The sequence below is a fragment of the Acinetobacter sp. MB5 genome (assembly GCF_003261585.1).
Classification (GTDB): Bacteria; Pseudomonadota; Gammaproteobacteria; order Pseudomonadales; family Moraxellaceae; genus Acinetobacter.
Map to the genome: position 1 here is coordinate 1 of NZ_POVU01000038.1, position 5,420 is coordinate 5,420.

Sequence of the window (5,420 nt, forward strand, 5' to 3'; positions counted from 1 at the left end):
GCATCCAGATTATTCGGTTATGGGTTCTTTTGACGATACTTACTACGTCGCGAACAATGCAGACTTCTATACGGCTGACTTAAACTATGTCTATAAAGATCCAAATCAGCGCTTCACTCTCACTCCTTATATGACTTATTCGGTCTATAAAAAGAATACTTCAGGCGGTAAAGACTCAACCCGTAATATTTTCGGTGCGCAGCTCGACATTAAACAGTTCTCTGTTGCAGCCGAGTATATTATTGGTAAAAACGACGTGTTTATTAATGGTTCAGCCAACTCACTCGCGGCGGGAGATGACAATAAAACCAATCGTATGTTGAACTTATTGTTCTTCTATAACTTCTAAGAATATAAAAGAAGATCATCGCTTTGATGATCTTCTATATAACAATTAAAGTCAGTGAAAGCCCACCTTTAAAATACAACGCTATACATGTCATTGCATTCATTCTGAGTCTTTTAACAGATAGATCCTAAACACCATGCCTTCCAATTTAGATCATTTTCAGTATTGATTTGATTCGATAGCCGTACTGTGCGAGCTGTCCAAATGAGTTACGATGTGCAGATTGAAAAACCTGTTCAAGTTGAGCCTGTATCTAAAACCGATAAGCACCGCAACTTTAAATATTAGATGAACTTGATCCATGTATTTTCACAGATACCGTGATTTAAAAGCATCGTTTAGCACTGTGGAATCAACTTGTTAAGCTGATTCAGCCGTTTCCTTGCGCAAAGTGACACCAATCGACGCAATCATAATAAAAATCAAAGCGATCCATTGCAACAAGCTCAGATATTCATGCAAAAAGATCAGCCCTGCCAATGCCGCCAACACAGGTGATAAACTCGATAAAGTGCCATAACTGAGTTTACTTAAATGTTTGAGCGCCAAAATATCCAGTGTATAAGGAAAAGCTGCCGCAAAAATGGCGATCAGCAAACCTTGCAACCAATAGCTTGGCGTCAGTAGCGGTTCAGGATGCAAAATAAACCCTGCTGGCAGTAACAAAACCGAAGAAAAGCACAGTGCCAAACTCAGTGCATGAATACCCAAATTGGCCGTTGCAACACGTTGCCCATAATAAATATAAAAGGCCCAGCAAAAGCCCGCTCCCAAAGCACAGATTGCCCCTAAAATTGAAAATTTGAGTTGTAATGCCTCAGCCCAAGGCACCATTAGTAAAATTCCCAATATGGCAAAGCCAACCCAAAGATAATCTGATCTTTGTTTAATTGAAAATAGAGCTAATAATAATGGCCCTGTAAATTCTAAACCGACAGCAATGCCTTGAGGCAATTTGCCTAAAGAAAAATAAAACAAGGTATTCATGACACACAGTGCCATGGTGTATAGAAATAGGTCTGACTTATTAATTAATTTGAGTTTGGGCAGAATTCGCCATGATTTAAATAAAATAAAAGAAATAATTGCAGCAAAGAAAATACGGAAAATCGTCACGGTTAAAGCATCTAATTGCATAATCATTTTCTTGGCAATTGAAGCACTAAACTGTGTTGAGATCATTGAAAAGAGCATATACAAAATTGACAGTACTTTAATATTATTCATTTTTATCCTATTTTCATTGCATAAAAAAACTTACCTTGCAAAATACAAGGTAAGTTTTTTGTCAAAAGCAATATGGGTTTAAGACTGTTTTTTCACAATTCTTGAACCACCAACCACTTGTGATGTTGGGAAAACTTCAAACCGTGAAACATCCACTGCCTGTGGTAATTTCAGTGCCGTTAAAATCAGTTCGGCAATGTCTTCAGGCATAATCGATTCATATTCGTCATACAGTTCAGATTGTACTTTGCTTTGCTCAATCGCAGTTCGATACAAATTGGTTTGTACACGCCCTGGTGCGATTTCAGTGACACGAATGCCTTTCCCAATCAGGTCACAGCGCAGCGCATCACAAAACAAACTAATCCCTGCTTTAGAAGCACCATACACAGTTGAGTTTGGATGTGGCGTTAAACCTGCACTTGAACCAATAAAGAATACATGTCCTTTACCACGCTCAATCATGGCAGGCAACGCTTCACGCGTTAAATGCAATGGCGCTTTCAAGTTAATATCCAGCATCGCATCTATATCGCTATGCTCAATATTCTGGAATTCTGAACGAGTCGTTAGAACCCCTGCATTGTTCACCACAACATCGACTTCATAGGCAGCAAACAATTCTTTGAGATGATTGTAATCACGGACATCTGCTTGAATTGCTTTGACATTTTCAATGCCATCAAATTCTTGCAACAAATCCAAATTACGTCCTAGCGCCAAGACTTGAATACCTTGTCCTGCCAGTGCCAATACAATCGCTTTACCAATACCACTGGTTGCACCTGTGACTAAAGCAGTGTTATAGACTTGATTAAGCATAAATGTATCCACCACTCACAATCACATTTTCACCTGTTGCATAGCTGTTACGTGAACTGCCCATCATCACGATCCATTCAGCGATTTCTTTTGGCTCAGCAGCGCGTTTTAATGGATTTGCCGCAGCCAACTCACCCAAGAAACCCAATTGTTTAGCACGTTCTGTTGCAAAACCTGCTGGTGCAACAGAGTTCACTAAAATCTGATCTGGAGCACAAGCTTGAGCAAAAGATTTGGTTAAGCTGACCACTGCCGCTTTAGTTGCAGCATAGTGCGCATTTTGTGGATGTGCTTTGAATGCATCAACCGAAGTCACATTGACAATACGTCCTGTCACTACATCTTGCCCAACAAATTGCTGCATATGACGTACTGCGGCTACCATCATATGGTAGGTACCTTTGATATTGACTGCATTTTCCAAGTCCCATTGTTCATCGGTAATACTGAAAATATCTTCACGCGGATAGATCGCTGCACTGTTTACCAAGCAATGAATACGCCCCAATTCTTGTGCAATGTGGTTAAATGCCGCATGCGCTGATTCCAGACGTGAAATATCTCCTTCTGCTGTCGCAACCTGAACACCTAGTACACGTAGCTCTGCTGCTGCTTTCTCCATCAGCTCAACATTGCGATCAATGATTCCAATTTTTGTCACGCCATTTTCACACATTAGCTTCGCAGTTTCGAAACCTAAGCCAGAAGCACCACCTACGATTACAACAGATTGATTTTTCATAATTTAACCTACACTTTTACACAAGCTTTTTTATCAGCTACAACCAAAACCTTTTACAACAAATACAACTTAACTTAATTGCTGCTTTCTTCACTGTTTAATGCATATTGACTGTTTTTTTGCTTTTGACGGCCTCGAATGAAACTCGCTACCAAAATAATCGCAGTCAATGAGGCGGTCATCATTGATTCGTATTGGTATTTTTCAGCAATGAACATATAACCCAATGTCATCACAATCAATGCAATCACAGCCAAGGTAATCCAAGGGAATAACCACATTTTGAAATTCAGTTCGATACCTTGTTTGTCATATTTGCGACGTAAAGCATATTGGGAACATGCCACAACCAAATACACAATCAAACCAATCGAACCAATGGTTGAAAGCAAGAATGAGAACAAACCTTCAGAGAAGAAATAGTTCGCAAATACTGCGCCTAAAGATACAATAGTTGACAAAATTACAGCTGCTTTTGGTACACCTGCAGTGCTGACTTTGCCTAAGAACTTAGGTGCATCGCCACGATCTGCCAAAGAGAACATCATACGTGACGATACATAAATCCCTGAGTTTAGTACGCTACATACCGCAATGAATACCACAATATCCATCACCACTTTGGTCCCTGGCACATTCAATACAGACAACACATATTGGAATGTTCCAATTTTTTGTAGACCTGGATCATTCCAAGGCACGATACAAAGTACAAGGAAAATCGACAAGACGTAGAAAATCGCGATACGGTAGATCACCAGATTGATCGAACGACGAATTTGTTTCTCTGGGTGTTTGGCTTCTGCTGCTGCAATCGACAACATCTCAATTCCGAAGAATGAGAAAATCGTAATCAAAACACCTTGTAGAATTGAGCCATAACCTTGAGGCAAGAAACCACCGTGACTATATAAGTTCGCAATACCACTAACATTTTTAGCTAATGGCCAATAACCAAAGATCGCCAGACCACAGATCACAATAAACAAGACGATTGCTACTACCTTCACCAAAGCGAACCAGAACTCAAACTCACCGAAGTTACGCACATCAAATAAGTTGGTTAATGACAGCAAAATAATAATGCCAACCGCAAATACAGATGCTGGAATCGCAGGAAAATAAGCATTCAGAATCCCTGCGCCGAGAACAGCTTCAAATGCCACCACCAGTGCCCAGTACCACCAATACAACCAACCAACCGTAAATCCTGCCCAGTGACCCAATGCTTTAGAGGCATAGGTTGAAAATGAACCTGAGTCAGGATTTAAAACTGCCATTTCACCGAGCATACGCATCACAAAAAAACATAGTAGCCCTGTCAGCATGTATGAGATTAAAACCGCTGGGCCAATACTGTTAATTGCTGATGCAGAAACAATAAATAATCCTGCACCAATAATTCCCCCAATGGTAATCATCGAAACCTGACGGTCTGATAATGTATGCTTCAATTTTGAATCATTTAAATTACTAGCCATAATCTTTCCTTGAGTAAAACAAGAATCTTGTAGTCGCTTATTTATTTAAACGGCCTTAATCCTTTTTAATCCTTTTTAAATACTTTGGTCAATTCATCCAAAATTATGAAAAATGTTTCAATAATGCACGGTTTTAATCCACAAAATAATCACATTTTTTCATTTATTTAACTAAGATTAAAATCCTTTTATAAAAAAAACAGCTGATTAACTCACTATACTTATTCACCTCAATTTAAATATCCATCTGCACCCCAATAGACCATAAAGCAATTAATGCTCATTTCAAGTGCATCTTGTAGGATTTTTAATTAATATCGCTGAAAAAATGGAATAACTTTGCGAAAAAATGGAATAGACTATTTACAATCAATGAGTTAAAGAAAAAATGGAATAGGATAATGCAGAAATGGAATCAAAAAACGATCAATACAAAATTAAAAAAACGGATTTTTGATTAAAATAAAAACAAATAAAAAGATAACTCATTATTTTAAATCATATAACCAAAAAAACATTTAATTTAATTTTTATAGGTTATAATTTTAATTATATAAAACTTTAAGAAAAAACTTCATTGACAAGATTAAAAAACTTCATCCAATATAAAAACAAAGTTGATAGGTGATTTATTCCAAGGTATTTATGGACTAAATTAATATTCAAGCTTGCATTATATGAGATTTTAGAGGAATACATGAAGGCTCTTGTTGCTGTCAAACGTGTGGTAGATGCCAACGTTAAAGTTCGCGTTAAGCCGGACAATAGTGGTGTTGATTTAACCAACGTAAAAATGTCA

General features: G+C 38.0%; 4 protein-coding genes and 2 pseudogenes. 2 read left to right on the top strand and 4 right to left on the bottom strand.

What is annotated here, in order from left to right; translation table 11 throughout:
• A pseudogene (locus C1A47_RS17430) lies at positions 1 to 349 on the top strand (hypothetical protein); the annotation flags it as partial.
• 360 nt (positions 350 to 709) lie between these two features.
• Here the strand turns inward: C1A47_RS17430 and C1A47_RS17435 are convergent.
• The 4 genes from C1A47_RS17435 to C1A47_RS17450 form a co-directional block, all read right to left on the bottom strand.
• The gene (locus tag C1A47_RS17435) at positions 710 to 1,576 is read right to left on the bottom strand and encodes an EamA family transporter (protein WP_111896279.1); all 867 of its coding nucleotides are present in this window, start codon (positions 1,574 to 1,576) and stop codon (positions 710 to 712) included.
• Between the two features lie 78 nt (positions 1,577 to 1,654).
• Entirely contained in the window at positions 1,655 to 2,398 is a 744-nt protein-coding gene (locus C1A47_RS17440) for an SDR family oxidoreductase (RefSeq protein ID WP_111896280.1), read from the bottom strand.
• Entirely contained in the window at positions 2,391 to 3,140 is a 750-nt protein-coding gene (locus C1A47_RS17445) for an SDR family NAD(P)-dependent oxidoreductase (protein WP_111896281.1), read from the bottom strand. The genes C1A47_RS17440 and C1A47_RS17445 overlap by 8 nt, the downstream gene beginning before the upstream one ends.
• 74 nt (positions 3,141 to 3,214) lie before the next feature.
• Positions 3,215 to 4,621 carry an amino acid permease gene (locus C1A47_RS17450; RefSeq protein ID WP_111896282.1) on the bottom strand — a complete coding sequence of 469 codons (1,407 nt, stop codon included), beginning with the start codon at positions 4,619 to 4,621 and terminating at the stop codon, positions 3,215 to 3,217.
• A gap of 697 nt (positions 4,622 to 5,318) precedes the next feature.
• Here C1A47_RS17450 and C1A47_RS17455 point away from each other — a divergent pair.
• Positions 5,319 to 5,420: pseudogene (locus C1A47_RS17455) on the top strand (electron transfer flavoprotein subunit beta/FixA family protein); the annotation flags it as partial.